The sequence below is a fragment of the Klenkia soli genome (assembly GCF_900103975.1).
GTDB classification, from domain to species: Bacteria; Actinomycetota; Actinomycetes; order Mycobacteriales; family Geodermatophilaceae; genus Klenkia; species Klenkia soli.
In genome coordinates, this window is the sequence record NZ_FNIR01000014.1 from 115,080 (window position 1) to 141,766 (window position 26,687).

Annotated in this window: 27 protein-coding genes; 10 read left to right on the forward strand and 17 right to left on the reverse strand. The window is 73.9% G+C overall.

The window, feature by feature from the left end; all coding sequences use genetic code 11:
* Positions 1–13: 13 nt before the first annotated feature.
* A complete protein-coding gene (locus tag BLS67_RS20105) occupies positions 14–439 on the reverse strand; it encodes a DUF3052 domain-containing protein (RefSeq protein WP_091248960.1) in 426 nt (141 codons plus the stop codon).
* 212 nt (positions 440–651) lie between these two features.
* Between BLS67_RS20105 and aceE the strand changes: the two genes are divergently transcribed.
* On the forward strand, positions 652–3,456 hold the full coding sequence (gene aceE, locus BLS67_RS20110) for a pyruvate dehydrogenase (acetyl-transferring), homodimeric type (RefSeq protein ID WP_091249080.1): 2,805 nt from the start codon (positions 652–654) through the stop codon (positions 3,454–3,456).
* A gap of 184 nt (positions 3,457–3,640) precedes the next feature.
* Positions 3,641–4,669: a type IV toxin-antitoxin system AbiEi family antitoxin domain-containing protein gene (locus BLS67_RS20115; RefSeq protein ID WP_091248963.1), complete on the forward strand. Its 1,029-nt coding sequence runs from the start codon at positions 3,641–3,643 to the stop codon at positions 4,667–4,669.
* 102 nt (positions 4,670–4,771) lie between these two features.
* Here the strand turns inward: BLS67_RS20115 and BLS67_RS20120 are convergent, their stop codons facing one another.
* The 3 genes from BLS67_RS20120 to BLS67_RS20130 are packed head-to-tail and all read right to left on the reverse strand — an operon-like array spanning position 4,772 to position 7,220.
* On the reverse strand, positions 4,772–5,974 hold the full coding sequence (locus tag BLS67_RS20120; RefSeq protein ID WP_091248965.1) for a M20 metallopeptidase family protein: 1,203 nt from the start codon (positions 5,972–5,974) through the stop codon (positions 4,772–4,774).
* Positions 5,975–6,006: 32 nt separating this feature from the next.
* Complete coding sequence (locus tag BLS67_RS20125; RefSeq protein ID WP_242654228.1) at positions 6,007–6,579, reverse strand: pirin family protein; 573 nt, start codon at positions 6,577–6,579, stop codon at positions 6,007–6,009.
* Positions 6,564–7,220, reverse strand: coding sequence for a phosphatase PAP2 family protein (locus tag BLS67_RS20130; protein WP_242654229.1), 657 nt, complete (start codon positions 7,218–7,220; stop codon positions 6,564–6,566). Before BLS67_RS20130 ends, BLS67_RS20125 begins: the two co-directional genes overlap by 16 nt.
* 32 nt (positions 7,221–7,252) lie before the next feature.
* Here BLS67_RS20130 and BLS67_RS20135 point away from each other — a divergent pair, with 32 nt between their 5' ends.
* From BLS67_RS20135 to BLS67_RS20160, 6 genes are all read left to right on the forward strand, one after another.
* Complete coding sequence (locus BLS67_RS20135) at positions 7,253–8,422, forward strand: PucR family transcriptional regulator (RefSeq protein ID WP_091248970.1); 1,170 nt, start codon at positions 7,253–7,255, stop codon at positions 8,420–8,422.
* Between the two features lie 116 nt (positions 8,423–8,538).
* On the forward strand, positions 8,539–9,738 hold the full coding sequence (locus tag BLS67_RS20140) for an acyltransferase domain-containing protein (protein ID WP_091249086.1): 1,200 nt from the start codon (positions 8,539–8,541) through the stop codon (positions 9,736–9,738).
* Positions 9,739–9,741: 3 nt separating this feature from the next.
* Positions 9,742–10,722, forward strand: a complete 981-nt coding sequence (locus tag BLS67_RS20145; protein ID WP_091248973.1) for a beta-ketoacyl-ACP synthase III — start codon at positions 9,742–9,744, stop codon at positions 10,720–10,722.
* 66 nt (positions 10,723–10,788) lie between these two features.
* On the forward strand, positions 10,789–11,034 hold the full coding sequence (locus BLS67_RS20150) for an acyl carrier protein (RefSeq protein ID WP_091248977.1): 246 nt from the start codon (positions 10,789–10,791) through the stop codon (positions 11,032–11,034).
* Between the two features lie 66 nt (positions 11,035–11,100).
* Positions 11,101–12,342 carry a beta-ketoacyl-[acyl-carrier-protein] synthase family protein gene (locus BLS67_RS20155; RefSeq protein ID WP_091248980.1) on the forward strand — a complete coding sequence of 414 codons (1,242 nt, stop codon included), beginning with the start codon at positions 11,101–11,103 and terminating at the stop codon, positions 12,340–12,342.
* A gap of 20 nt (positions 12,343–12,362) precedes the next feature.
* Entirely contained in the window at positions 12,363–13,775 is a 1,413-nt protein-coding gene (locus BLS67_RS20160) for an acyl-CoA carboxylase subunit beta (protein WP_091248984.1), read from the forward strand.
* A gap of 103 nt (positions 13,776–13,878) precedes the next feature.
* On the opposite strand, the gene BLS67_RS20165 is transcribed toward BLS67_RS20160, so the two are convergent.
* On the reverse strand, positions 13,879–14,346 hold the full coding sequence (locus BLS67_RS20165; RefSeq protein WP_242654230.1) for a DUF3145 domain-containing protein: 468 nt from the start codon (positions 14,344–14,346) through the stop codon (positions 13,879–13,881).
* 439 nt (positions 14,347–14,785) lie between these two features.
* On the opposite strand from BLS67_RS20165, the gene BLS67_RS20170 reads away from it, so the two are divergent.
* Complete coding sequence (locus BLS67_RS20170; RefSeq protein ID WP_131801802.1) at positions 14,786–15,058, forward strand: hypothetical protein; 273 nt, start codon at positions 14,786–14,788, stop codon at positions 15,056–15,058.
* A gap of 64 nt (positions 15,059–15,122) precedes the next feature.
* On the opposite strand, the gene BLS67_RS20175 is transcribed toward BLS67_RS20170, so the two are convergent.
* The 12 genes from BLS67_RS20175 to BLS67_RS20230 form a co-directional block, all read right to left on the reverse strand.
* Positions 15,123–15,626: an OsmC family protein gene (locus BLS67_RS20175; RefSeq protein ID WP_091249089.1), complete on the reverse strand. Its 504-nt coding sequence runs from the start codon at positions 15,624–15,626 to the stop codon at positions 15,123–15,125.
* Between the two features lie 2 nt (positions 15,627–15,628).
* On the reverse strand, positions 15,629–16,429 hold the full coding sequence (locus tag BLS67_RS20180; RefSeq protein WP_091248995.1) for an HAD family hydrolase: 801 nt from the start codon (positions 16,427–16,429) through the stop codon (positions 15,629–15,631).
* Entirely contained in the window at positions 16,426–18,912 is a 2,487-nt protein-coding gene (locus BLS67_RS20185) for a phosphoribosyltransferase (protein ID WP_091248998.1), read from the reverse strand. Before BLS67_RS20185 ends, BLS67_RS20180 begins: the two co-directional genes overlap by 4 nt.
* Positions 18,909–20,090 carry an HpcH/HpaI aldolase/citrate lyase family protein gene (locus BLS67_RS20190; RefSeq protein ID WP_207500758.1) on the reverse strand — a complete coding sequence of 394 codons (1,182 nt, stop codon included), beginning with the start codon at positions 20,088–20,090 and terminating at the stop codon, positions 18,909–18,911. Before BLS67_RS20190 ends, BLS67_RS20185 begins: the two co-directional genes overlap by 4 nt.
* Positions 20,087–21,217, reverse strand: coding sequence for a hypothetical protein (locus BLS67_RS20195; RefSeq protein ID WP_091249002.1), 1,131 nt, complete (start codon positions 21,215–21,217; stop codon positions 20,087–20,089). Before BLS67_RS20195 ends, BLS67_RS20190 begins: the two co-directional genes overlap by 4 nt.
* Positions 21,214–21,768 carry a TerD family protein gene (locus tag BLS67_RS20200; RefSeq protein ID WP_091249005.1) on the reverse strand — a complete coding sequence of 185 codons (555 nt, stop codon included), beginning with the start codon at positions 21,766–21,768 and terminating at the stop codon, positions 21,214–21,216. The genes BLS67_RS20195 and BLS67_RS20200 overlap by 4 nt, the downstream gene beginning before the upstream one ends.
* Positions 21,769–21,799: 31 nt before the next feature.
* Positions 21,800–22,288, reverse strand: a complete 489-nt coding sequence (locus BLS67_RS20205) for a hypothetical protein (protein WP_091249007.1) — start codon at positions 22,286–22,288, stop codon at positions 21,800–21,802.
* Positions 22,289–22,317: 29 nt separating this feature from the next.
* Positions 22,318–23,544, reverse strand: coding sequence for a toxic anion resistance protein (locus BLS67_RS20210; protein WP_091249011.1), 1,227 nt, complete (start codon positions 23,542–23,544; stop codon positions 22,318–22,320).
* Positions 23,545–23,576: 32 nt separating this feature from the next.
* A complete protein-coding gene (locus BLS67_RS20215; RefSeq protein ID WP_091249014.1) occupies positions 23,577–24,152 on the reverse strand; it encodes a TerD family protein in 576 nt (191 codons plus the stop codon).
* Positions 24,153–24,213: 61 nt separating this feature from the next.
* Positions 24,214–24,882 carry a tellurium resistance protein gene (locus tag BLS67_RS20220; protein WP_091249017.1) on the reverse strand — a complete coding sequence of 223 codons (669 nt, stop codon included), beginning with the start codon at positions 24,880–24,882 and terminating at the stop codon, positions 24,214–24,216.
* Positions 24,883–24,887: 5 nt separating this feature from the next.
* Positions 24,888–25,466 carry a TerD family protein gene (locus BLS67_RS20225; protein ID WP_091249022.1) on the reverse strand — a complete coding sequence of 193 codons (579 nt, stop codon included), beginning with the start codon at positions 25,464–25,466 and terminating at the stop codon, positions 24,888–24,890.
* 27 nt (positions 25,467–25,493) lie between these two features.
* Positions 25,494–26,069 carry a TerD family protein gene (locus tag BLS67_RS20230; RefSeq protein WP_091249025.1) on the reverse strand — a complete coding sequence of 192 codons (576 nt, stop codon included), beginning with the start codon at positions 26,067–26,069 and terminating at the stop codon, positions 25,494–25,496.
* A gap of 218 nt (positions 26,070–26,287) precedes the next feature.
* On the opposite strand from BLS67_RS20230, the gene BLS67_RS20235 reads away from it, so the two are divergent.
* Positions 26,288–26,687, forward strand: a 400-nt coding sequence (locus BLS67_RS20235) for a TerC family protein (RefSeq protein ID WP_423221514.1), incomplete at its 3' end; no start/stop codon positions are given.

The window sequence follows — 26,687 nt, forward strand, 5'->3', positions numbered from 1 at the left end:
ATGAATCGTGCCGTCACCGCTTGGAGCGGGCCGCCTTGGGGGTGACCAGCCGGATGCCGGCCCACTCCTTGGCCGCGGAGATGCTGCTGGTCTGCTGCAGGCCGGCGGTCGGCGCGGCCTCGGTGACCTCGCCGGGCTCGACGTGGCCGGGGCGACCGGACTTCGGCGTGAGCAGCCAGACGACGCCGTCGTCGGCCAGGGCGGCGAGGGAGTCGACGAGGGCGTCGATCAGGTCGCCGTCCTCCTCGCGCCACCACAGCAGGACGACGTCGGCGACCTCGTCGGAGTCCTCGTCCACCATCTCGCCGCCGGAGAGCTCGACGACGGAGTCGCGGAGGTCCTCGTCGGCGTCCTCGTCCCAGCCGAGCTCCTGCACGACCATGCCCGGCTTGATCCCCAGCCGGGCCGCCATGCTGGCGCTGCCCGAGTCGACGCTCATCCCCGCTCGTCCTCCATGTCCTAGGTGATCCCGTTGTCGGTGTCCGCTGTGCCGCGGCGCACCCGGGTCGGTGCGTCAGTGTGTCCGACGCGCGGCCCGAGCGGTAGCCGACCGGTCCGATCCGTGCCCGGAACGTGTCCCGACCGGCCTCGTCGGGGTCCGGAACGCGAGGCGGCGTGACGTCGGCGGGGGCGGCAGGAGACGATGTGCGCATGAGCGCTTCGCAGCAGTCGGACGGAGACCCCGCCCGAGAGTCCGGCACCCCCCGCGCGGTCATCACCGACGGCCTGCCGAGCCAGTTGATCGACAACGACCCCGACGAGACCGGTGAGTGGCTGGAGTCCTTCGACGCCGTCGTCGACCACGCCGGCAAGGGTCGGGCCCGCTACCTCATGCTCCGCATGCTGGAGCGCAGTCGTGAGCAGCAGGTCGGCGTCCCCGCCCTGCGCAGCACCGACTACATCAACACCATCGCGCCCGAGCGCGAGCCGTGGTTCCCCGGCGACGAGCACGTCGAGCGGCGCATCCGCGCCTACATCCGCTGGAACGCCGCGATCATGGTGCACCGTGCGCAGCGGCCCGGCGTCGGCGTCGGCGGCCACATCTCGTCCTACGCGTCGTCCGCGTCGCTGTACGAGGTCGGCTTCAACCACTTCTTCCGCGGCAAGGACCACCCCGGCGGCGGCGACCAGATCTGGTTCCAGGGCCACGCCTCCCCCGGCATCTACGCCCGCGCCTTCCTCGAGGGCCGGCTGACCGAGCACCAGATGGACGGCTTCCGCCAGGAGGTCAGCCACCCCGGTGGCGGCCTGTCGTCCTACCCGCACCCCCGGCTGATGTCGGACTTCTGGGAGTTCCCGACCGTGTCGATGGGCCTGGGCCCGATCAACGCGATCTACCAGGCCCGGTTCAACCGCTACCTGCACGACCGCGGCATCAAGGACACCTCCGACCAGCACGTCTGGGCCTTCCTCGGCGACGGCGAGATGGACGAGCCCGAGTCCCTCGGCGCGATCGGCCTGGCCGCCCGCGAGGAGCTGGACAACCTCACGTTCGTCGTCAACTGCAACCTGCAGCGCCTCGACGGCCCGGTGCGCGGCAACGGCAAGGTCATCCAGGAGCTCGAGAGCTTCTTCCGCGGTGCCGGCTGGAACGTCATCAAGGTCGTCTGGGGCCGCGGCTGGGACAAGCTGCTGGCCGCCGACCGCGACGGCGCCCTGGTCAACCTGATGAACACCACGCCGGACGGCGACTACCAGACCTACAAGGCCGAGGACGGCGCCTACGTCCGCGAGCACTTCTTCGGCCGTGACCCCCGCACCCGCAAGCTGGTCGAGGGCATGACCGACGACGAGGTCTGGGCCCTGCAGCGCGGTGGTCACGACTACCGCAAGGTCTACGCCGCCTACAAGGCCGCGATGGACCACAAGGGCCAGCCGACCGTCATCCTGGCCAAGACCATCAAGGGCTGGACCCTGGGCTCGCACTTCGAGGGCCGCAACTCCACGCACCAGATGAAGAAGCTGACCGCCGAGGACCTCGCGAACTTCCGCGACCGGCTCTACCTGGACATCCCCGACTCCGCGCTGGAGGACAAGTACCTCCCGCCGTACTACAAGCCCGACCCCGACTCCGACGAGATGAAGTACATGCTCGAGCGGCGTCAGGCCCTGGGCGGTGCGGTACCCCGGCGGCACGTGGCGGCCAAGCCGCTGAAGGCGCCCGAGGAGAAGGCGTTCGAGGTGCTCAAGCGCGGCTCGGGCAAGCAGGAGGTCGCCACCACCATGGCGTTCGTCCGGCTGCTCAAGGAGTTCCTCAAGGACAAGGAGCTCGGCCCGCGCTTCGTGCCGGTCATCCCCGACGAGGCCCGCACCTTCGGCATGGACTCGCTGTTCCCGACGTCGAAGATCTACTCCCCGCACGGCCAGACCTACACCGCGGTCGACCGCGAGCTGATGCTGGCCTACAAGGAGTCGACGACCGGCACGATCCTGCACGAGGGCATCAACGAGGCCGGGTCCACGGCGTCGTTCACCGCCGTGGGGTCGTCGTACTCCACGCACGGCGAGCCGATGATCCCGATCTACATCTTCTACTCGATGTTCGGGTTCCAGCGGACCGGTGACGCCTTCTGGGCCGCCGCCGACCAGATGACCCGCGGGTTCGCCCTCGGTGCCACCGCCGGCCGGACGACGCTCAACGGCGAGGGCCTGCAGCACGAGGACGGCCACTCCCTGCTGCTGGCCGCGACCAACCCGGCGGTCGTGTCCTACGACCCGGCGTTCAGCTACGAGCTGGGGCACATCGTCAAGGACGCCCTGGCCCGCATGTACGGCGAGGACCCGGGTGCCCCGCTGGGCGGTGAGCGCAGCGCCGACGTCTTCTACTACCTGACGGTCTACAACGAGGCCTACCAGCAGCCGGCCGAGCCCGAGGGCCTGGACACCGCGGGCCTGCTGGCCGGCATCTACCGGCTCAACCAGGGCCCGTGGATCGACGACGCGAAGAAGGCGCAGATCCTGGCCTCCGGCGTCGGCGTCCCGTGGGCGCTGCGGGCCCAGGAGCTGCTGGCCCAGGACTGGGGCGTCTCGGCCGACATCTGGTCGGTCACGTCCTGGACCGAGCTGCGCCGCGAGGCCGTCGAGACCGACCGGTGGAACCTGGACCACCCGGCCGAGGAGCCGCGGGTGCCCTACGTGACCCGCACCCTCGCCGACGCCGAGGGCCCACTGGTCGCGGTGTCGGACTGGATGCGGGCGGTGCCCGACCTGCTGGCCCCCTACGTCCCGGGCCTGGTGTCGCTGGGCACCGACGGCTTCGGCCTCTCCGACACCCGCCCGGCCCTGCGCCGGCACTTCCGGGTGGACGCCGAGTCGATCGTCGTCCGTGTGCTGGGCGAGCTGGCCAAGAAGGGCCAGATCGAGCGCTCGGTCGTGGCCGCGGCGGTGGAGAAGTACCAGACCACCGACGCCAGCAAGGCGCCGGTGGACCTGACCCAGGACACCCCCGCCACCTGACCCTGCGCCCGGCCCCTCGCAGCGTTGATCAGGGGGGTGCACGACAGTCCGTCCCCCTCCACCAGATCTGGTGGAGGGGGACGGACTTCCGTGCAGGAGGACCCGCCGTCCACAGCGTCGGTCGTCGTCCACAGATCCGCCGAAGGCCTCCCGGCCGACCGCGCTCGGGCCACACCATGCCCTCGTGCACCCCGTCATCCGCGCCGCCATGGATGGCCACGGCCAGGTCTTCACCGCCGCCGATGCCCGCCGGGCGGGGGTGGGCCGCAACGACGTGGCGCCGCTGCTCCGATCCGGCGAGTGGTGGCGCATCCGTCACGGCGTGTACACCACCGGGGCCACGTGGCGCGAGCACGAGGCCAGCGGTCGGACACATCTGCTGGCGTCCGCCGCCGTGCTGGTCCGCCTGGACGGCCAGGCCGTGCTCAGCCACGCGTCGGCCGCCCGGCTGCACCAGCTCGTCCTGCCGGCCCGTGTCCCCGACGACGTCCAGCTGACCGATGCCGACAGGTTCCGGGCGGGGCGCGGCTACACGGTCCACGAGGCCGGCCTCACCGACGCCGACGTCACCGTGGTGGACGGGCTGCCGGTCACGTCCCTCGCCCGGACGCTGGTCGACGTCGCGCGGGAGTGGGACGTCGTGGATGCCGTGGTGGCCATGGACGACGCGCTCGCCGACGGGCGGGTGACGCCAGAGGTGCTGACCGAGACGATCCTGCGCCACACGCACTGGCCGGGCATCGGGCGGGCGTCGTCGGCAGTGCAGCTGGCTCGGGTGGGCGCGCACTCGCCGCACGAGACCAGGAGCCGGCTCGCCCTGGTCGGCGCCGGCCTGCCCGAACCGCTGCTGCAGGCAGCGGTGTACGTGGGGACCAGGCTCGTCGCCGTCCTCGACTGGGTGTGGGACGACGAGGGCGTGTTCGGCGAGGCCGACGGGAAGGCGAAGGTGCTGGATCCCTGGCGCGGTCGAACCCCAGGGGAAGCGGTGTGGCGCGAGAAGCGGCGGCACGACGAGCTGGTGGACCTCGACCTGCGCGGTGTCCGGTTCGCCCCGGCCGACCTCTTCGAGGCACTGCCCGGCAAGGTCGACCGGGTGCGCCGGCTGCTGGCCAGCCCGCCGCCGTCCGGCCCGCGGCGTTACCGGATCGAGCAGCGCAACGGGGGCCTCCGGATCACCCCGCGGGTCGCTCCGCCGTCCTCATCGGCGGCGTGACCCGCGTCTTGCTCCACGAAAGTCCATCCCCCTTCACCAGATCTCGCCGAGGGGGAAGGACTTCGATCAGGGCCCCTGATCATCGCTGCACCAGCCGGCTCGTCAGGGGGCCAGGGCGGCGAGGGCCATGCGGGTGTAGAGGGCCACGCCCGAGGGCAGCGCGGCCTCGTCGAAGACGACCAGGTTCGAGTGGTTGCCCGGCGACTCCCCCGGCACCAGGTCCGGCGGGCAGGCGCCCAGGAAGGCCATCGCGCCGGGCACCCGCTCCAGGACGTAGGAGAAGTCCTCGGCGCCCATCAGCGGGTCGACCATGGGCACCGACACCTCGGCACCCAGCAGCGCAGCCGCCCGCGCCTCCACCTGGCCGGCGACCACCGGGTCGTTGACCGTCACCGGGTAGCCCTCCACGTGCTCGAACTCGGCGACCAGCTCGTGGGCCTCGGCGACCTTCTCGGCCACCCGCTGCACCCGGGCCAGGACGTCGGCGCGGCGCTCGGCCGACAGCGTGCGGATGGTGCCCTCCATGAACGCGGTCGCGGGGATGACGTTGTTCGTCGTCCCGGCGCTGATGTGCCCGACGGTGACCACGGCGGGGTCGAACACGTCGACCCGGCGGGTGACCATCGACTGCAGGGCCAGCACGATCTCGGCGGCCACCGGGACCGGGTCGGCGGTCACGTGCGGGGTGGACGCGTGCCCGCCGGCGCCGTGCAGGGTGATCCGGAAGTGGTCGGCGGCGGCCATGAGCGGGCCGGGCCGCACGTTGACCGTCCCGGTCGCGAACGCGGTGCTGATGTGGATGGCGAACGCCCCGGCCACCGGCGCCCCGGCCACCACGTGGAGCAGCCCCTCGTCGAGCATGTACCGGGCGCCGTGGTGGCCCTCCTCGCCGGGCTGGACCATGAACACGACCTGGCCGGCGAGCTCGTCGCGGCGGTCGGCCAGCAGCCGGGCGGCCCCCAGCAGCATCGCCACGTGGGTGTCGTGCCCGCAGGCGTGCATCGTGCCGGGGATCTCGGAGGCGAAGTCCAGGCCGGTGTCCTCCTGCAAGGGCAGGGCGTCCATGTCCCCGCGCAGCAGGTAGGTCGGGCCGGGCCGGGAGCCGCGCAGCACGCCGACCACCGAGGACGTCGTCCGCCCCGTGGTCACCTCGACCGGCAGGTCGGCGAGGGCCTCCAGGACCATCGCCTGCGTCTGCGGGAGCTGCAGCCCGACCTCGGGACGGCGGTGCAGCCGGCGCCGCAGGTCCACCACCCACCCGGCGTCGGCACGGGCAGCGGCGAGCAGCGCGGTGTCGTCGGTCATGGCCCCAGTCTTCAGCAAGGCTCACGATCCGGTCAGTCGACCGCCCACAGGGGGCGGGCGCGGTCGAGCTGCCAGACGCACACCGTCGCCGGCCCGGTCACCCGGCCTTCCCCCTGGGTGGGCAGCGGACCGGCCCAGACCCGGTCGCGGGTGGCCACCACCCGCAGCCCCGGGGGGACGGCGACCGTGTCGTCGGCCTGCACGCGGGCCAGCCAGAGCCGGGCGTCGGGTCGGCCGAGGTCCACCCAGCCGCGGTCGAGGGCGGCGGCCCAGCGGACCACCCGGTGCCCCGGCTCCTGGCCGGCGGTCCGGGTGCGCAGGTAGGTCTGCAGCACGTGCGCGCCGTCGGCCCCGGCCACCTCGTCGTGCACCAGCCCGGTGCCGGCCCGCAGCACGCCGACGTCCCCGGGGCGCAGGGTCGACCGACCACCCCAGCCGTGCGCCAGCGAGCCCGACAGGACGACGGCCACCACGTCGACGTCGGCGTGGTGGTGCGCGCCGTAGCCGGCGCCGGGCATCAGCCGGTCCTCGGCGATGCGCAGCAGCGGGCCGGCCGAGCCGTCGGTGGGCTCGACCAGGTGCCGGGAGATCAGGCCCTCCTCCACCGCACCCCCTCGACCACCGCGACGACGAGCAGCGTCCAGCCGACGCCGAACGCCCAGCCGGCCAGGACGTCGGTGAGGTAGTGCACGCCCAGCAGCATCCGGGTCGTGCCGACCACCGCCACGACCACCACGCCGGTCAGCGTCCACCACCGGCGGGCCGTGCGGGAGAGGTTCGGCCAGGCCAGCACGAGGGCCGTCGTCACCAGGCAGGCGATGCCCGAGGAGTGCCCGCTCGGGAAGGACAGCGAGCCGTACTGCGCCCCGCCCTCGGCGAAGTCCGGCCGCACCCGCCCGACCAGCTCCTTGATCGCGCTGGTGGCCACCCCCACGCCGACCACCGACACGGTCACCCAGACCGCCGTCGCCCACCGACGCGCCCGCAGCAGCAGGACGACGACCGGCAGGAACACCAGGAACCGGGTCACCGACAGCCCCGGCGCGGTGAGCACCTCGAGCAGCACCGACACCCACCGGGGCCGGTCGTCACCGGTGTAGAGGGCCTGGCTGACCGTCGCGTCCAGCCTCAGCTGGGGCGCCCACCCGGCCGCCACCCCCACCCCGAGCAGGACGACGACCAGCGCGCAGCCGGCCACGGGCAGCAGCCGGACCCCGATCGGGTGGACCCGCTGCGCCGTCGTCACCGGGTCAGCCTGCCCCATGACAGGCTGACCCGATGACCGCGGCGGGCCCCTCCGAGGCGACGCTCCGGCTACTGGAGCGCGCATCGGGCTCGTTGGCCACCCAGGCCGTGGCCCGCATGGACGACTCCCTGCCCTGGTTCCGGTCGATGCCGGCCGACCAGCGCTCGTGGGTGACGCTGGTCGCGCAGGCCGGCATCGCGTCCCTCGTCGAGTGGTGCCGGCACCCCGGTCGCCCGCCCCGGCTGACCGGCGAGGTGTTCGGCGCGGCCCCGCGCGACCTCGTGCGTGCCGTCCCGCTCAAGCAGACCGTCGACCTGATCAAGGTGACCGTCGAGGTCGTCGAGGACCGGCTGACCCAGGTGGTCGGCCCCGCCGAGGCCGACGTGCTGCGGCTGGCCGTCCTGCAGTACAGCCGCGAGGTCGCCTTCGCCACGGCCCACGTCTACGCCAGCTACGCGGAGAACCGCGGCGCCTGGGACGCCCGGCTGGAGGCCCTCGTCGTCGACGCCCTCGTCCGCGGCGAGCGCTCCGAGGAGCTGCCCGGCCGGACGGCGGCACTGGGCTGGGCGACCACCGCGCCGGTGCTGGTGCTGGTCGGGCGGACCGTGCCCGACGTCGACGACCTGCACTCCACGGTGCGCCGGGCCGCGAGGTCGATGCGCGCCGAGGTCCTGGTCGGGGTGCACGCCGACCAGCTGGTCGTGGTGCTCGGCGGGTTGCCCGACCTCGGGCCCGTGGTCGAGCGGGTCGCCCGCGAGTTCGGTCCCGGGCCCGTGGTGGTCGGCCCGGCGGTCGACTCCCTGGCCCTGGCCGGTGACTCCGCGGCCGTCGCGCTGGCCGGCCTGCGGGCCGCCGTCGCGTGGCCCGGGGCACCGCGGCCGGTGACCGCCGACGAACTGCTGGCCGAGCGTGCGCTGGACGGCGACCCGCTGGCCCGTGCCGCCCTCGCCGAGCGGGTGGCCCAGCCCCTCGAGGCCGCCGGGAGCGGCGTCCCGGACACCGTGCGGGCGGTGCTGGCCAGCGGGGGCAACCTCGAGGCCAGCGCCCGGGCGTTGTTCGTGCACCCCAACACCGTGCGGTACCGGCTGAAGCGGGCCACCGAGCTCACCGGTCTGTCGGCCACCGACCCCCGGGGTGCGTGGACCCTCCAGGTCGCGCTCGCCTTGTCGGCTCTGGACGGCGGCCGCTCGCTCTGGTCCTGAGCTGTGACCGGACGCACCACCGGTCACAGATTTGTGGGAACCCTCCAGAAGTTCACCGGTGTTCTTCGTGGGGCGCGACGGCCCACCGGGCACCGATCACTGGCACCGTGATCAGCGTGCTCGCCGTCCTCGCCCCCGGCCAGGGGGCCCAGAAGCCCGGGATGCTCACCGACTGGCTGGAGCTCCCCGGCGCCGAGTCCTTCTTCCGCTGGGCCGGTGCGATCGCCGACGCCGACCTCCTGACCCTCGGCACGACCGGCGACGCGGAGGCGATCAAGGACACCGCGGTCACCCAACCGCTGGTCGTCGCGATGTCGCTGTTCGTCGCCCGCGAGCTCGGCGGCCTGCCCGGCCCGGTGGCGCACACGCCTCAGGCCGGCCGCGACGTCGTCATCGCCGGCCACAGCGTCGGCGAGCTGACCGCCGCCGTCCTGGCCGGGGTGCTCTCGGTCGAGGCCGCCATCGCGCTCACCGCCGTCCGCGGCCGGGCCATGGCCCGGGCCTGCGCGCAGACCCCCACCGGCATGTCCGCCGTCCTGGGCGGCGACCCGGCCGAGGTGCTGGCCGCCATCGAGGCGAACGGGCTGACCCCGGCCAACGTCAACGGCGCCGGCCAGGTGGTCGCCGCCGGCTCGCTCGAGGGCCTGGCCGCGCTGAAGGCCGCACCCCCCGCGAAGGCCCGGGTCATGCCGCTGTCGGTGGCCGGCGCCTTCCACACCGAGTACATGGCCTCGGCCCGCACCGAGCTCGAGGGCCTGGTCGGCGGCATCCGCCCCGCGCAGCCCTCCCGGTTGCTGGTGTCCAACAAGGACGGCTCCGCGGTCGAGACCGGCGCCGGCGTGCTCAACCGCCTGGTCAGCCAGGTCACCAGCCCGGTGCGCTTCGACGCCTGCCTGGACACCCTGCGCGAGCTCGGGGTCACCGCGGTCATCGAGCTGCCGCCGGCCGGCGCCCTGGCCGGGTTGGCCAAGCGCGACTGGAAGGGCACCCACGACGTCGAGGTCCTGGCGATCACCAGCCCCGCCGACCTCGACCGGGCCGCCGAGCTGATCGCCGCCGAGCGCGGCCGGGCCGAGGCCGAGCACTCCCCCGACTGGCGCGTGGTGGTCTCCCCCGCCCGCGGCACCATCTCCCCGGCCGCCGTCGCCGAGGGCACCGCCCTCCCCGCCGGCGCCACGCTGGCCACCATCGCGGGCCGCCGCGAGACCGTCGAGGTCGCCGCGGGCTACGCCGGACTGCTCGCCGAGTGGCTGGTCGCCGAGGGCGACCTCGTCGACGCCGGTGACCCGATAGCCCGTCTCTACCCGGAGGTCTGACGCATGAGCACCATCCAGCTGCCGGCCGGTTCACCCGGCGCGCAGATCCTCGGCGTCGGGGAGTACCGACCCCGCCGTCGGGTCACCAACGACGAGCTCTCGCAGACCATGGACACCAACGACGAGTGGATCCGCACCCGCGTCGGCATCCAGGAGCGCCGGTGGGCCGACGCCGACGAGACCGTCGTCGAGATGTCCGTCGCCGCCGGCGGCAAGGCGCTGGCCGCCAGCGGGCTCTCCCCCGAGGACGTCGACCTCGTGGTCGTCGCCAGCTGCAGCCTGCCCACCCAGATCCCCGGCGCCGGCCCCGAGGTCGCGCACCGGCTGGGCATCCCCCGCCCCGGCGGCTTCGACGTCAACGCCGGCTGCGCCGGGTTCTGCTACGCCCTGGCCGCGGCGTCCGACGCCATCCGCGCCGGCTCGGCGCGCAACGCGCTGGTGGTGGGGGTCGAGAAGCTGACCGACGTCGTCGACATGACCGACCGCTCGACCGCGGTGATCTTCGCCGACGGCGCCGGCGCGATGGTCATCGGCGCCAGCGACGAGCCCGGCATCGGCCCGGTGGTCTGGGGTTCGGACGGCGACCAGCGCGACGCCATCGCCATCCCGGCCCCCGGCCAGCCCGACGCCGGCAACCTGACCATGGCCGGGCAGGCGGTGTACCGGTGGGCCACCACCAAGCTGACCACCACCCTGCAGGAGGCCATGGACCGCGCCGGCGTCACCGCCGACGACATCGACGTCTTCGCCCCGCACCAGGCCAACCTCCGCATCATCGAGCTGATGGCCAAGAAGCTCGGGCTGCCCGAGTCCACCGTGATCGCCCGCGACGTCGCCCAGGCCGGCAACACGTCCTCGGCCTCGGTGCCGCTGGCGCTGTCGGCGCTGCTCGAGAGCGGCGAGGCCAAGAGCGGCGACCTCGCCCTGCTGCTCGGCTACGGCGCCGGGCTCACCTTCGCCGGACAGGTCGTCCGGCTCCCCTGAACCCCGGACGGCCCCGCCGTCCGGCTGCACGAACCCCCTGACCCGAACGACGAAGAGGAGGCCCTCGTGGCCAGCACCGCCGAGATCCAGTCCGGCCTCGCCGAAATCCTGGAGGAGGTCGCCGGGGTCGCCCCCGCCGACGCCACCCCCGAGAAGTCCTTCACCGAGGACCTGGACGTCGACTCCCTGTCCATGGTCGAGATCGCCACCGCCGTCGAGGACAAGTTCGGCGTGGCCATCCCCGACGACGAGCTCGGCGGCATCAAGACCGTCGGCGACGCCATCTCGTTCATCGAGAAGAACCAAGACTGACCCCAGCCTGACCGCACGTCCCTGATCCCCGGCCGGCCCGGCCAGCACGATCCCAGGAGGAAGAACGTGAACTTCAACAACGGCGACGTCGTCGTCACCGGTCTCGGTGCGACCACGCCCCTCGGGGCCGACGTCCCCTCCACCTGGGACGCCCTGCTGGCCGGCCGGTCCGGGGTCACCCGGATCACCGACGAGTGGGTCGAGCCCTTCCCGGCCCAGCTCGTGGCCCGGCTCGCGCAGGAGCCCGCAGAGAAGATCGACCGGGTGCGCTCACGCCGGCTGGACCGCAGCCAGCAGGTCGCCGTGGTCGCCGCCGAGGAGGCCTGGGCCGACTCCGGCGCGGGCGACGCCGGCTACGACTCCCTGCGCATCGCCGTGGTCGTCGGCACCGGCATCGGTGGGGCGCTGACCCTGCTCGGCCAGGACGACGTGCTCGAGGAGAAGGGCCCCAAGCGGGTCTCCCCCTTCACCATCCCCATGCTCATGCCCAACGGCCCGGCCGCCGCGGTCGGGCTGGCCATCGGCGCCCGCGGCGGCGTGCACGCCCCCGTGAGCGCCTGCGCCTCCGGCGCCGAGGCCATCCGCTGGGGCCTGGACATGCTCCGCCTGGACCGCGCCGACGTGGTGCTGGTCGGCGGCACCGAGGCCTGCGTGCACCCGCTGCCCATGGCCGGGTTCGCCTCGATGCGCGCCATGAGCACCCGCAACGACGACCCCGAGCACGCCTCCCGGCCCTTCGACGCCGGCCGCGACGGCTTCGTGCTCGCCGAGGGCGCCGCCTGCCTGGTGCTCGAGCGCGAGGACGCCGCCAAGGCCCGCGGCGCCAAGGTCTACGGCAAGCTGGCCGGCGCCGGCGGCACCTCCGACGGCTACGACCTGGTCGCCCCGCACCCCGAGGGCGAGGGCGCGCAGCGGGCCATCGGCGCCGCGCTGCGCGACGCCGGCCTCACCGCCGCCGACATCGGGCACGTCAACGCGCACGCCACCTCCACCCCGGTCGGCGACATCGCCGAGGCCGCCGCGATCCTCGAGTCGATCGGCGACCACGCCGCCGTCACCGCGACCAAGAGCCAGACCGGCCACCTGCTCGGCGCCGCCGGTGCGCTGGAGTCCGTCTTCTGCCTGCTCGCCCTGCGCGACCAGGTCATCCCGGGCACCCAGAACATCGAGCAGCTCGACGACGCCGCCGCCGTGCAGAAGCTCGACATCGTCCGCGGTGCGCCCCGCACGGCCACCTTCTCCGCCGCCCTGAACGACTCGTTCGGGTTCGGCGGCCACAACATGGCCCTGGTCTTCACCACCGCCTGAACGGCCCTGGAGGTCCCCGCATGACCACCGTCCACCCCGCCCCCACCTCCGTCGAGCCCGACCCGCGCGACCCCGAGGACCGCCTCGCGCGGTTCTTCGACCCGGGCACGATGCAGCTGCTCATGCCGCGCGACACCTCCGGCGCCCTGGCCGCCCGCGGCCAGGTGCAGGGCTCCCCCGCCATCGCCTACTGCACCGACGCCACGATCATGGGCGGGGCGATGGGGGTGGACGGCTGCCGGCACATCGTCGACGCCATCGACGCCGCGCTGCGCGAGCACGTGCCGGTCGTCGGCATCTGGCACTCCGGCGGTGCCCGGCTGGCCGAGGGCGTCACGGCCCTGCACGCCGTGGGCGAGGTGTTCGCCGGCATGATCCGCGCCTCGGGCCGCATCCCGCAGATCTCCGTCGTCCTCGGCCCCGCGGCCGGTGGGGCCGCCTACGGGCCGGCGCTGACCGACCTGGTCGTCATGGGGCCGCTGGGTCGCGTCTTCGTCACCGGCCCGGACGTCGTCCGCTCGGTCACCGGCGAGCAGGTGGACATGGAGGCCCTCGGTGGGCCCGACACCCACGGCCGCCGCTCGGGCGTGGTGCACATCGTCACCGACACCGAGCAGGACGCCCTGGACACCGCCCGCCAGGCGGTCGACCTGCTGGCCGCGCAGGGCACCTTCGCCTCCACCGACGGCGAGCCCGACACCGACCTCGCGGCGATGCTGCCCGAGGCCAAGCAGCGCGCCTACGACGTCAAGCCCATGATCGCCTCGCTCCTGGACGGCCCGCCGCTGGAGCTGCAGAGCCGGTACGCCCCCAACGTGATCACCGCCCTGGGCCGGCTGGCCGGCCGCACGGTCGGCGTGGTGGCCAACAACCCGCTGCGCCTGGGTGGCTGCCTGGACTCCCCCTCGGCCGAGAAGGCCGCCCGCTTCGTGCGCATGTGCGACGCGTTCGGCGTCCCGCTGGTGGTGCTGGTCGACGTCCCCGGCTACCTGCCCGGCGTCGGCCAGGAGTGGGACGGCGTCGTGCGCCGCGGCGCCAAGCTGCTGCACGCCTTCGCCGAGGCCGTGGTGCCGCGGGTGACCCTGGTGACCCGCAAGAGCTACGGCGGGGCCTACATCGCCATGAACGCCCGCTCGCTGGGTGCCACGGCGGTCTACGCCTGGCCGGGTGCCGAGGTGGCGGTCATGGGCGCCAAGGCCGCGGTCGGCATCCTGCACCGCAAGAAGCTGGCCGCCGCCCAGCCCGGTGAGCGGGAGGCGCTGCACGCCCAACTGGCCGAGGAGCACGAGCGGATCGCCGGCGGCGTGGCCCGGGCCCGCGAGATCGGCGTCGTCGACGACGTCGTCGAGCCCGCGCAGACCCGCAAGCGCCTGGTCGCCGCCCTGGCCGCGGCCCCCGCCGGCCGCGGCGCCCACGGCAACATCCCCCTCTGACGCAGCAGCACAGCGGCCCGGCACCCTTGATGGGTGCCGGGCCGCGGTGCGTCCGCAGACGGCATCGGTCCGGGGCAGGGGGCCGGCGCGATCTGCGGACGCGCTACACCACCTGGTGCAGCCAGCTGATGGGTGCGCCGTCGCCGGCGTGCCGGTAGACCTCGAGGTCGTCGTCCCAGGAGGCGCCCAGGAGCTCGTTGACGCCGTGCCGGAAGGCCTCGCCGGAACCGGCGGTGGCCGCCAGGTGCCGGAGCTGCTGCTCGGTGACCATGAGGTCGCCGTTGGCCGACATGGGCGCACGGAAGACACCCTGGCCGGGCACGTAGGCCATGCGCTCGCCGTCGTTGCCCTGGCTGGGCTCCTCGGTCACCTCGAAGCGCAGCATCGGCCACGACTTGAGGGCGGCGACGAGCTTCGCACCGGTTCCGGTGGCACCGGTCCAGGCGACCTCGGCACGGTAGGCACCGTGCTGCGCGGGCTGTTCGGCCCAGGACAAACTCACCGGCCCGCCGATGACCCGCTCGAGGGCCCAGTCGACGTGCTGGCAGAGAGCCTTCGGGCACGCGTGCACGAAGACAACACCCTGCGTAGACCGTCGTTGCACAGTGCACCTCCATCGGATCAAGACGGGTCTCGTCTTCCCCAACGGACCTGACTCGGCGATGGCAGTGCGTAGCTCGAACGGGTGAAGCGGAGTGCTCGGGACAGTCTGCCCGACTACCACGCCTCCGCGCTACTGCGGGTCCGAATCGCTGGTCCACGTGTGCCAGAAGTGACGTGTGGGGTTCATGGGGCGACCGGCGTGTCCACCGCCGACCACACATTCCGCCAAGGACTCATCGGCAGCCGCGCACGCACTGGGCAGATGTCGCTGGACGAATCGGCTCGAGGTGACCAGTCGCCGGGGCGGTTGGGAGTCGTGGGGCAGAACAGCCGACCGTGACTGTGTCGTTACGCGCCGTGCGGTCTGTCGGCCCGGTGACGCTGTGTGGAGCTGCCATGGTCCGTCCGTGACTTCGACACAGCGCCGCGGCCGGCACTCGGTCCTCAGCGACGAGACCTTCGTGTGCGGCCAGGCCGCCGTGCAGGTGCTCTGGAACGGCGTCAGCGGCACCCCGATCGTCGACTCCAGCGGGCCCTGGCACGCGTGCGAGCCCGGCCCGTCGGAGGTCGTCTACGCCCTGTGCGGCCGCGAGGTGGCCCGGATCGAGGGCGCCGCGATCTGGCCCGACGAGCGCCGCACCCCGGCCTGCGTGGTCTGCGTGGAGCTCGCGCTCGACTGACCGACCCGGACACGACGGAGCCCCGCACCTCAGCTCGAGGTGCGGGGCTCCGGTCGTCCGGGGATCAGGCGCGGCGGATGGTCATGGTCGGGGGCTCCTTGAGCGTCTGGGCGACCACGCAGTACCGCTCGGTCAGCTTCGCCAGGGTGGCCAGCTTGTCGTCGTCCGCGTCGGTGTCCAGGGTCATGACGACCTCGATGCCGGTCATGCCGACCGGGACCTCGCGCGAGACGCCGAGGGTGCCGCGGGCGTCCATGTCGCCGCGGGCGGTCAGCTGGGCGCTGCGGATCTCGATGCCCATGGCGGTCGCCACGCTGCGCAGGGTGACCCCGGAGCAGCCCAGCAGGGCCTGCAGCAGCATGTCCCCGGAGCAGGCGTCGGAGCCGTCGCCGCCGGTGGTCTCGTGGAACCCGGCGCGCTGCGGGCCCGACCAGGTGTCGATGGTGGCCGTGATGCCCTCGTCGCGGAAGTCGCCCTCGGCGTGCAGGTGGGCCAGCGCGGCGGCCGGGTCGTCCTTGTACCTCTGCTTGATCGGTGCCTGCATCTCGCGCAGGGTGGCGGCGTCCATGGTCACAGCCTCCCAGCCTGCTCGGCGAACCAGGCCAGCACCTCCTCGCCGGCCCGGATGCCGGTGGCGGTCAGCGCGGTGACGTGCGGTCGCGTCCAGCCGCGGTCGGCCAGCTCGCCGTGCCCGGGCCGGACGGCGAGGTCGGCGAACTCCAGCAGGTCGGTGTCCAGCAGCGAGTCCCCCGCGGCGAGCACGGTCGTGGCCCCGGTGCGCCGGGCCACCTCGGCGACCGCGGCGGACTTGGTCAGCACCGACGGCACCAGGTAGAGCTTGCGGCCCTGCAGCGAGACGCCCCAGCCCGCCGCCAGGCCCCAGGTGCGCAGCGCGTCGAGGTGCTCCGCCGTCACCGCCGGTCGGTCGACCACGGCGTAGCAGAACAGGCCGGGCACGGTGTACCGGCGGGCGCCGGGGTCGCCGGCGCACGCGCGGGCCAACGCGGCCTCGGCCTCGGCGACCGGGGCGACGGCGGCCAGGGCCGACCCCACGGTGTCCGCCCACGCCGGGTCGGGTTCGCCGGCCTCGAGCAGCACCCCGCCGTTGGCCGCCACCGCCCACGGCGCGAGCGGGCCGGGCAGCTTGATGCGGGCCAGCTGCGCCGGGGTGCGGGTGGTGACGGGGACGACCGGCCAGGTGCTCGCCAGCGCCTCGTACCGCTGCGCGGCCAGCACGGACACGTGCGAGATCGCCCGGCCGTCCAGGTGCTCGACCACGACCCAGGGCGGCTCACCCGGCAGGGGCTCCCCCGCCGCGGCCAGGGAGTAGACCAGCGTGCGGTCCAGGTCGGTGGCGATCAGCACGCTCACGCGACCTCACCGCCGCCCCCGGGCCGGATGACGCCGATGCAGGAGAACGGCATACCCTCGCGCGTCTCGACCTCGACCCCGCGGTCCCGCGCCAGGTGCAGCACGTGGGCGAGCTCGGCGGTGCGGTCGGGGCGCACCAGGACCTTCCACGGCACCCGGCGCAGCAGCACCCGGGTGGTCTCCCCCACCCCGGGCTTGACCAGGTTGAGGTCGGTGATGCCGAACCCGGCGGCCACCTCCTCGACGGCGGCCCAGCCGGCCCAGGTCGGGGTGCGGTCGACCGGCGCGGCCACCGCGCGCACCACGTCGTCGGCGACGTCGGCGAAGTGGCCGGAGACGGTGTCGAGGAACCGGCCCGAGACGTCCTGGGGCGCGAGTTCCCGGTAGAACTTCGCGCCGTGGTAGCCGCCCGGCGGCACCAGGTCGGCGCGCAGCACGGTGCGCGAGACCAGCCCGGAGACGGTCGAGTTCAGGCAGGCCGAGGGGATCAGGAAGTCCTCTCGGGTGCCGAACAGCGCCGTGCACCCGCCCGGGTCGGCGAGGACGGCCAGGTCGGGCCGGAATCCGCGGGGCTGCACCTGCTCCCTCTCCGCGACGGCGGCGAGCAGCTCACGGGTGATGGCGCCCTTGCCGGTCCAGCCGTCGACGAACACGACGTCGGCGGGGTCGTGGTGGGCGGCCAGGTGGTCCAGCGCCCGCGGGTCCAGGCCGCGGTCGCGCACGATGGACACCGTCAGGTGCGGGACGTCGACCCCGCGGGTGGCCGCCCACCGCCGCATGAGCACACCCACCGGCGTGCCGGCCCGCGCCAGCGAGACCAGCACCGGCGGCCGCGACCGACCGGCCAGCACGAGCTCGGTGACCATGCCGACCGCCTCGGCCACCCGGGCGGCCGACTCGGCCAGGGCCTGCTCGAACAGCTCGAGGTAGGCCGGCCCGGGCTGGTACTCCACCGGCAGGGACTCCGAGTAGTGCGCCCGCCCCGACTGGATCGCCTGCTCGCGCGCCTCGACCGGGGCCTCCAACGGCACGGCGGAGAGGTCGGTGAGCAGCCAGCCGACCTCGTCGGGGGCGTAGGACCCGAAGGCGGGGCCGCGCAGGGGGTCCGGGGTGGGCCGGTGGCTGGGCACGGTGAGGACGACGACCGGCCCGTCGACGGCCGCGGCCAGCACGGCCGGCAGCGCGGTGGGGTCGTCGTCGTCCCAGTCGTGGGACACGTCGTCCACGACGAGGACGGCGGCGGCGAACGGGTGCGCTCCGGCGCCGGGCGCGACGTTGTAGGCGAACCGGTGCCCGGGCCCGTCGGCCGGGCGGTCGTGGCTGGGGAACGTCAGCGCGGTCCGCACGGCGTAGCCGGGGTCGTCGACCGGCAGCACGGGCGAGCGGCTGGTGCTGGAGACGCGGACGTCGAGGCCGCGCCGGACCAGTTCGCCGGCCACCCGCACGGGCAGGTGGACCAGCTCCTCGGTGCCCAGCACGAGCACCGGGTCGGCCGGGGCGCCCAGGGCGGCGTGCACCTGCTCGGCGATGCCAGGCAGCACGGCCTCCAGCTCGCGGCGGTGGTGCGACGTGAACCCGTGCCGGCCGCCGTCGCGGGGCACGGCAGCGGTCACCTCGACCACCGGTCCGCCCCGCCCCCCGCGGGTGGCCGGTGCCGGAGCATCCGCCCACCGCGCCACCAGCGCGGTGCCGCGGGCCAGCACGTCGGCGGGCAGCTCGACCACGCCGCCGGCCAGCGCGACCACGTCGACCTGCACGTCGAGGTCGGCGGCGAATCGGTCGAGCTCGGCGCGGGCGGTGGGCGTGCGCAGGTCGACCAGGCTGGCGACCACCCAGCGCCGTCGGGGCGCGACGGCCTGGAGGCCGCGGATGGTGTCCATGACGGTGGCCCCGGTGGACAGCTCGTCGTCGACCAGCACGATCGGCCGCTCCCCCGCGAACAGCGCCGGGTCGTCGGGCAGCAGCAGGTGGCCGGTGGCGTGCGAGTGCACCTCCTCGAAGGTGCACAACGGCGTGGTGCCGACCGGTCGCCGGGTGGAGTGCAGGACGTCGGCGTCCAGGGCGTCGGCGACCAGGTGGCCGAGGCCGGTGGCGGTCTCGGCGTACCCGAGCACCAGCACGTCCGGCGCGGCGCGGTCCGGGGTCCACCGGGTGCGCTCGACGAGGTGCGCGGCAGCGTCGTCGTCCCCGCGGAGGGCGGCGGCGAGCAGGTCCCCGCCCTCGGTGGCCACCCCGCTGTCGACCCCGGCCAGCCGGTCGGCGACCAGGCGGCCGAGCAGCATGCCGGCGCCGCGGACGACGTCCGGGCGGGCCGGCACGTGCTTGCCCAGCACGCGGCTGACCAGCAGGTGCGCCCGGCGCGGGTTCACCCGCACCGCCAGGCCGACCAGGTCGGTGACGGCGAGGGACCCCGCGGCGTCGGTGGTGGTGACCACGACGTCCAGCTCGCGGCGCACCCAGTCGCCGGTCCACACCGGGGTCACCGGCGCATCCCGGCGCCGAGCAGGTCCACGAACGAGGTGGTGGGCCGCGCGACCCCGAACACCTGCGCGCGCTGCACCAGCCGCCGGGCCCAGGCCCGGTGCGGCTTGGACTCGTTCATCTTGTTGCGGTAGGACGACGCGGCGACCCCGCCCCCGGCCCCGGCGCCCAGCACGTCCAGGGCGTCGGCATGCTCCTCGTGCGGCACCACCGACAGCGCGTGCACGGCGGCGACGTGCGTCGGGTGGATGACCGTCTTGCCGTGCAGGCCGTTGGCCTGGTCGAGCACCACCTCGCGGATCAGCCCGTCCAGGTCGCGGGCCAGCAGGTTCGCCCGCAGCGGGCGCTCCTCGTGCTCGCGGAACGGGGTCTCGCGCAGCTGGGGCTTGAACACCCGGTCGGGGCTGTTGAAGTACTCCCAGACGGGACCGGTGACCACGTGGCCGGTGCCGTCGGACCGCCCCAGGACGTTGACGACGTCGGCGATGGCGTCGGCGACCACGCGCACGTCGTAGACGGTCAGCTCGCGACGCCGGCGGAGGCCGAACGCGGCCGAGAGGTCGGTGGCCCCGATCCGCACGGCGAGCACCTCGTCGCGGTGGTCGGCCAGGAGGTCCCGCACCTGCACCAGGGCGTCGACCCGGGTCTCGGCGTGCGCCATCTCCGGTGACTCCACGACCGGCATCACCCGCAGGCGCCGACCCAGCCGTGCCGACGCGGCCTGCACGGCCTGCAGGTACGCCGGCCCGGAGCGGCCGGTGAACTTGGGCAGCACGAACCCGGTGAGGACGGCGGCGGCGTCGCCCAGGGACTCGACGAGCTCGGCGACCTGCTCGGGCCGCCGGACGCGGACGAACACCAGCGGCAGGACGGCGGCGTCGGCGGCGAGGTCGCGCACGTGGTGGACGAGGTTGGCCTGGGCGGCCGGGAGGTCGTCGTCGGCGACGGCGTCCTCCAGGCACAGCACGACGCTGGTCACCCCGTCCGCGCACCGGCGGCGGACGTCGTCGGCCAGCGCCGGTCGGTCGGCGGGCAGGTAGAGCGTGGCGCCCAGGGCCAGCGCCAGCACCTCCGGGTCGCCGTCCGGGTCGACCGGCTGGGGCCGGTGCAGGAAGAGCCGCTGCTCGTCGGCGGGGTCGAGGTGGGCGAAGTGCCGCAGCGGCACGGGTGCCGCGCTCACAGCACCGGGGTGCGGGCGTCGGCCCAGGTGATGGCCCGGAAGCCGTGGGCGAGCGCGACGTCGCGGACCAGGCCGTGCACCGGGTCGAGCTCGGCGCGGACCACGAACTCGCCGTCCACCGCGTGGACCGAGGCGAGGACGACGGGGCCCGCGTGCGGGGCGAGGTCCAGCGGGATCTCCACGCGGGACCCGCCGTGGGTGGTGATCACCAGGGTGCCGCCCCAGGCCAGCTGGCCCTCCGACGCCGACATCGCGTGCACGACGAACCGGCGGAGCGACCGGGTCTGCCGCAGGTCGACCCGGATCTGGTCGTGCTCGTCGCGTCCGGCCTCCAGCACGGGACGGCGGGAGCGCGGTGGGGCCGTGGGCACCCCGGCGGTGCGGCTGACGACGCCGGAGCTGCCGTCGGCGAGCTGGTAGACCGCGCCGAGCACGAGGTCACCGACCGCCGGGGAGCAGACCGCGGTGATCGTGAGCGCCCCGACGCCGGACTGCACCCGGTCGAGGGTGACCACGGGCTCGCGCGGGGTCAGGATCACCCGGCCGCCGTGCGGCACCCGCGGGACCTGGCGCGCCACGGGCCGGGGCCGGGCGACCGGGGTCCGGGCCGGCGGGGCGGCAGGGGCCTCGGGGAACAGGTCCAGGCTGGACGACGCGGGCGGGGCCGGCGCGGGCGGAGCGGCCACGGGCGGCGGCCCCGACAGGTCCAGGTCCGACGAGCCCAGGTCGAGGTCGCCGCCGGCCGGCGGCGGGGTCGGCTGCGGGCTGGCCTGCGGGACCGGTTGTTTGATGGGCGCGGACAGGTCGAGCGGGTCCGCGGCCGACGTCCCGAGGTCCAGCGGGTCGGCCGCCCCCGGGGTCGGGACCTCGCGGGTGTGCAGTTCCGGGGGTCCGTCGGCCCGGTTGGACCCCGGGACCTGCACACTCGGGGCGGGTGCTGGCTGGCGGCGGGTGGTGCGGCCGGCGAGGAAGTCGGCCAACCCGGTCGTGCTGCCGGACCCGCCCTGGCCGGCCACCGCGTACGGCGCGACGGGTGCCGGGGCGGCGGCCACGGGGACCCGGCGGGTGCGGTGGCGCAGCCAGCCCAGATCCGGACGGGCCGGTGCGTCGCCGGGGGCCGGGATCACAGCGGCAGCCCGTAGTCGGCGGCGATGCCGCTGATCCCGTTGCGGTAGCCCTCGCCGACGACCTTGAACTTCCAGTCGCCGCCGTGCCGGTAGACCTCGCCGAGCACCAGCGCCGTCTCGGCCTGCAGCACCGGCGCGAGGTCCTCGGAGCGGACCAGCTCGCGGTGGGTGGTGGCGTCGCGCACCACCACGGACACCGCACGCAGCTGGCCCAGGGTGCGCCGCTGCGTCGTCCCCTCGTTGACGTAGACCACGGCGACCAGCCGGGCGACGTCCTCGGGCACCCCGCGCAGGTCGACCTCGATCTGCTCCTGGTCGCCGTCCAGGGCCTCGTCGCGGGCGGCGACGGACTCGTCGGGCGAGGTGAGCTGGTTGAAGAACACCATGTGCCGCTCGGACAGCACCCGGCTGTCGGGGCCGCACAGCAGCAGCGCGAGCACCAGGTTGTCCGAGAGCACGCGCTCGCTGCCGGCATCCCAGGCCACCCCGACGACGAGGCTGGTCAGGCCGGGGATCTCCCGGGTCAGGGCCACGTTGGCCCCGCGGGTCATGCGTGCCACGGTGCTCGCCTCTCAGATCGGGTCACAGGTCGAGGTCGGAACCGGAGAACTTGGTGCGCAGGAAGCTGCCCTGGGTCATCAGCGCGTCGACGTCCTGCCGCTGGGCGGCCGCGAGCACCTGCTCGGCGGCGCCCTCGAGCGCCTCCAGCTGGGCGGCCAGGGACTGGACGGGGGTCGTGCCGGACGTCGCCGGGACGTCGACCAGGTCCGGGTCCAGCGCCACGAAGCTGCGCACCGTGGTGGGCAGGTAGTCGGTGGCCGTGGCCCGCACCGAGATGGCCGCGTAGATGTCCAGCGGCCGGACGTCGGAGGTGCGCACGACCTCCGACAGCAGGTCGGTGATCCGGCGGGCGGCGACGACCGAGGCCACCGGCAGGTCGCCGGCCGACGCGTTGACCAGGCGGACCACCCCGGCGATGTCGGCGTCCAGGGCCGCCGGGGTGTCCTCCGGGTCGGGGCCGGTGACGGCGGGGACCGGCTGGGGCTCCTCGTTACGCCGGAACCAGGCCACGACGTCCCTCCCCGGCGGTCACGGCCTGCTCACTGCTCGATGGCCTCGTTCGCGCGCACCCGGGCCAGGTAGGGCTGCGCCCGCTCGAGCTGGCCCTCGAGGGCCCGCACGGTGTCGGCCATCGAGGTGACGGCCTGCGCCCGGAAGGTGTCGACGGCGTCCATGGTGGCGAACACGTTGTCGAAGGCGGCCTGCAGCTTGGCGACGTCGATGGTGGACGACGCGGCCTGCTCGTTGATCGCCGCGCCCTGGATGCGCAGCTGCTCCGAGGTCGACTGGATGAGGTCCGAGGTCACCGTGTTCAGCGCGTTGATCTGGTCGAGGACCAGCTTCTGCCGGCTCAGCGCCTGCGAGACGATGACCGCGGTGCGCAGGGCGGCGACCGTGGTGGTCTGCGCCCGGTCGACGCCGCGGATGAGCTCCAGGTTGTTGCGCCGGATGAGGTCCAGGGCCATGTAGCCCTGCACCGCGACGGCCATCTGCGTGGTGATGTCCTGGCGCCGCTGGCGGACCGGGAACAGCGCGTCGGCCCGCACGGTGTTCGCGTCGTCGCTGCGCCCGGCCGCCTCGAGCTCGGCGACCTTGCCCTCCAGCGCCTCGTCCAGGGCGGTGGCCAGCTCGTTGTACTCACGCAGCTTGGCCATCGTCGTCCACATGGTGGCCTTCTCGGTCTCGATGGCCGCGTTGTCCTTGCGCAGCTCGTCCTGACCGGAGTCCAGCGCCTTGATGATCGCGTCGAGGTGCGACTGCGCCGACTTGTACTTGTCGAAGTAGCGGTCGATCTTGTCACCGCCCGGCAGCCACCTGAGCACCTTCTTGACCCCGGTGAGGTCCGAGCGCTTGGGGTCGAGGTCGGTGACCGTGCGCCGCAGGTCGACCAGGGTGTTGGAGACCCGGGTCTGGGCGTCGCCGTCCTTGCCCTTGGCGCCCATCGCCGCCGCCGGCCGCTCGAGCATGCGGTTGGAGACCGCCGCCGAGGAGCGCATCTCCTTGTCGCCCATCGCGGTGATGGAGCCGACCTTCTGCGCGAACGCCGGGGACTTGGTGTCCAGGGAGACCAGGTCGGTGACGAACGCGGTGGCCTTGCCGCGCAGCTCGACCTGCTTGGCGGTCTCCAGGGTCACCGCGCCGGCGGCCTGCTCGGGGGCCACCAGGACGACCGGCGCCGGCGGCTGGAGGACCAGCGCACCCCCGGCGGGTGCGCTCTGCCCACCGGTGGTGGGCGTGGACGAGGAACCGAGGTCCAGCTCGGACATGGTGGCTGTCTCCTGGGCTGTGGGGGCGGGACTTACAGGGAGCCGGCGATGGCCGGGAGGAGGTCGCGGAAGGTGCGGCCGGACGCCGGCACGCCCAGCGCGGTCATCGACCAGCCGGCGCCGTCACGGGACACCTTGGCCATGATCTGCGCGTTGTGCCGCCCGGAGCCGCTGAGCTCGTAGCGGGCGATCTCGTTCTCGGTGGTCTCGTCGATCAGCCGGCAGAAGGCGTTGGCGATCTGCGAGAAGTCCTGACCGGTGAAGGAGTTCACCGTGCAGACCAGCGTGGTGACGGCGGCCGGCAGCGCGGTGAGGTCGACCCGGATCGACTCGTCGTCGCCGTCCCCGGCGCCGGTGCGGTTGTCACCGGTGTGCTGCACCGAGCCGTCCTTGCTGCGCAGCTGCTGGAACCAGACCTGGTCGACCAGCTGGCCGCCGGCGTCGAACATCAGCACGGAGGCGTCGAGGTCGACGGACTGGTCGCGGCTGCCGAAGAAGCCCTTCTTCTTGATGGCATCCCAGCCCAGGCCCATGCGGACTCGGGTCAGCTGGCCGCCGTCGCGCTTGGCCAGCGAGACCTTCTGGCCCTTGCTCAGGTTGACGCTCATGCAGAACTCCTCGGGTCGGTGGGGTGTGAACGGGCGGGACGGCGCGGGTGTCCCCGGGGCCCTACTTGCGGGCCGAGCTCCAGCGGATGCCCCAGCCGTAGGCGGCGTCGAGCTGCGGCTGGGCGCCGTCGACGTACCGGACCTCGCGGCGGATCTGGACGTCCCCGGCCGAGGGCGCCAGCAGCGCGACCGCGCAGCTGGTCGCACCGGCCCGGGGCTCGTCGAGGGCGACCTCGATCTGCGGGCCGTCGGGCGGGGTGAGGGTCACCAGCGCCTGCGCGGCGGCCCAGTTGGGCACGCCCTCGTAGATGTAGGCGAACACGAGCACCCGGCGGATGTGGGCGGCGTACTGCAGGTCGACGAACAGGTTCTCCCCGCCCGAGTTGGCACCGGACCGGTCGTCGCCGTCCAGCCAGATCGCCGCCGACGGTGCCCCCGGCAGGCCGGCGTGGAACCCGTTGCCCAACGCCTGGACGACGCCCTTGCTGCCGTCGGTGAACTCGTACAGGCAGCCGAGGTCGAGGTCGACGTCGGGCTCGCGACGGGCGAAGAAGCCGCCGCCCTGCTGGCCCGCGGGCCGCGCCGTCCAGTTCAGGTTGACCCGCAGCACCCCGCCGGCGGCCGCCTTCTTGGTGAGCGACACCGTCGGCGCGGACTTGGTCAGCGTGACCTTGCGCGGCGGGCCGTCGGCGGGTGGACCGGCCGGGCGCTTCGTGTAGTCGATGGGCACGGGGATCAGCCCACGTCCACGCCGAAGTCGCGGGCGATGCCGGCCAGGCCGGAGGTGTAGCCCTGGCCCACTGCGCGGAACTTCCAGTCGCCCGAGTGCCGGTAGATCTCGCCGAAGATCATCGCCGTCTCGGTCGAGGCGTCCTCGGAGAGGTCGTAGCGGGCGATCTCCACGCCGTCGGCCTGGTTCACCACCCGGATGAAGGCGTTGCGCACCTGGCCGAAGGACTGGCCGCGGTTCTCGGCCTCGTAGATCGACACCGCGAACACGATCTTGTCCGCAGCCGCGGGCACCGTCGGCAGGTCCACGGTCAGGGCCTCGTCGTCGCCGTCGCCCTCACCGGTGAGGTTGTCGCCGGTGTGGGTCACCGAGCCGTCCGGTGAGGTCAGGTTGTTGAAGAAGACGAAGTGCGCGTCGCTGAGCACCTTGCCCCCGGCGTCGACCAGCAGCGCCGACGCGTCCAGGTCGAAGGCGTTGCCCGACGTCGTGCGGGCATCCCAGCCCAGACCGACGAGGGCAGCGGTCAGGCCGGGCGCCTCCTTGGTCAGCGAGACGTTGCCGCCCTTGCTCAGGCTCACGCTCATGGTCCGCTCCCCTCGTCGTGGATCAGGTCAGACGTTGACGCCGAAGTCGGCGGCGATGCCGCCGAGGCCGGTCGAGTAGCCCTGCCCGACGGCCCGGAACTTCCAGTCGGCCCCGTTGCGGTACAGCTCGCCGAAGACCATGGCGGTCTCGGTGGAGGCGTCCTCGGAGAGGTCGTAGCGGGCGATCTCGGCGTTGTCGGCCTGGTTCACCACCCGGATGAACGCGTTGCGCACCTGGCCGAAGCTCTGGCCGCGGGTGTCGGCCTCGTAGATCGACACGGGGAACACGACGCGGTCGAGATCCGCCGGCGCTCCGGCCAGATCGACCTTGATCTGCTCGTCGTCGCCGGCGCCCTCGCCGGTCACGTTGTCACCGGTGTGCTCGATCGCGCCGTCGGGGCTGCGCAGGTTGTTGAAGAACACGAAGTGCTCGTCGGAGGCGACCTTGCCGTCGGGGCGGCAGCCGATGGCCGACGCGTCGAGGTCGAAGGGCTTGCCGTCGGTGGTGCGGGCGTCCCAGCCCAGGCCGACCGTGACCGCCCGCAGGCCAGGGGCCTCCTTGGTCAACGAGACGTTGCCACCCTTGCTCAAGCTGACTACCACGCGATGTCTCCGTCTCCTCGCTGGTGGACGGGGACCCGGGTCGTCCTGGGATCCCCGCGGCGCCGGGCTCCGGCACCGTTCGACCGATCCTATGCAGCCTCGGTACACCCGGCAGCATGATCACCCGGGCTCACGCCTGGTCCACAGCTGCCGCGGCCGGGCCGCGCCGCAGGTCGGAACCCTGCGGCCGGGGAGGGCCGGACGTATCGTGCCGGGACGTGGAACTCCCCGTCTGGTTCGAGATCAGCACGTTCGTCGGGCTCACGGTGCTGCTGCTGGCCGACCTGGCCATCGTGGCCCGCCGCCCGCACGAGCCCTCGGTGCGCGAGGCCAGCATCTGGGTGACCTTCTACGTCGCGCTGGCCCTGGCGTTCGGGCTGGTGCTGCTGGCGGTCACCAACGGGGACTTCGCCACCCAGTTCTACGCCGGCTGGCTCACCGAGTACTCCCTGTCGGTGGACAACCTGTTCGTCTTCGTGATCATCATGGCCCGGTTCAAGGTGCCCCGGAAGCTGCAGCAAGAAGTGCTGATGGTCGGCATCATCATCGCCCTGGTCCTGCGCGGGATCTTCATCCTCGCCGGCGCCGAGCTCATCGAACGCTTCACCTGGGTCTTCT